The following is a 1057-nucleotide window of genomic DNA, read 5'->3' on the forward strand; positions in this document are numbered from 1 at the left end:
GGTCTATCTTTCCATTGGCCGTCAGCGGCCATTGCTCCAGTACCACCCACTCCGACGGAATCATATAGGCCGGTAAACGACTGCCTAAATAAGCCAGTAGCTCTTCGCGGTCTATCTCCCTTTTACCCGATTTTCCCACCACATAACCGATCAGCCCAACCTCCCCCTGGACATCCGCTTTGGCCACCACCACCGCCTGGCCCACCAGCCCGCTTTGTTCCAGTACCCGCTCGATCTCCCCGGGTTCGATCCGGTGACCCCGCACCTTTACCTGATCGTCTATACGACCCTGGTATTCGATCTCCCCGTCCGGTAACCAGCGGCCCAGATCCCCCGTCCGGTATACCCGCGATCCCGGCTGGTCCCCCAAAGGATCCGCCTCGAACCGCGCTGCCGTTAACTCTGGCCGGTTCAGGTAGCCCCGCGCCACTCCCTTGCCCCCTATCCACAACTCGCCTCCTACACCCACCGGTTGAAGCTCCCCTGCCATATCCCGTATATAGATCTGCGTATTGGCAATCGGACGCCCGAGCGTTACGCTCCCCTGGGCTTGCAGCCGTTTGAGCGTTGACCAGATCGTCGTCTCCGTCGGACCGTACAGGTTCCACGCCGCCCCCAACGCCGTCAACCGATCCTTCAGCTCTTCCTTTAACGACTCCCCGCCTACCAGCAGCTTCACCCCTTCCTTATTCGCCCATCCCCCTGACAGCAGTACCTCCCAGCCCGAGGGCGTCGCCTGCATATGCGTCGGACGATGCTGCTCCACCGCCCTCAACAACAACGACCCGTCCTGCGCCGTTTCCCGGCTCGACAGCACCAGCTCCCCCCCCACGATCAGCGGCAGGTACCATTCCAGGTAACATATATCAAATCCATAACCCGTTACCGATAACATGCGCATCGACCCGTCCGCCTCCAGTTCCTCCGATAGACTCAACAAAAAATTGACCAGGTTCCCATGTTCGATCAGCACCCCCTTGGGACGACCCGTCGAACCGGACGTATACAACCCATAGGCCAGTTGATCCGGCCGCACCCGTACGCTCAATTTCCCCGC

General features: G+C 60.2%; 1 protein-coding gene. It reads right to left on the reverse strand.

What is annotated here, in order from left to right; genetic code table 11:
* Nucleotides 1-1057: AMP-binding protein (locus ACX0G9_RS31670; RefSeq protein ID WP_459069004.1), on the reverse strand; the 1057-nt coding region annotated here is incomplete at both ends.

Source organism: Flavitalea flava (assembly GCF_054461575.1).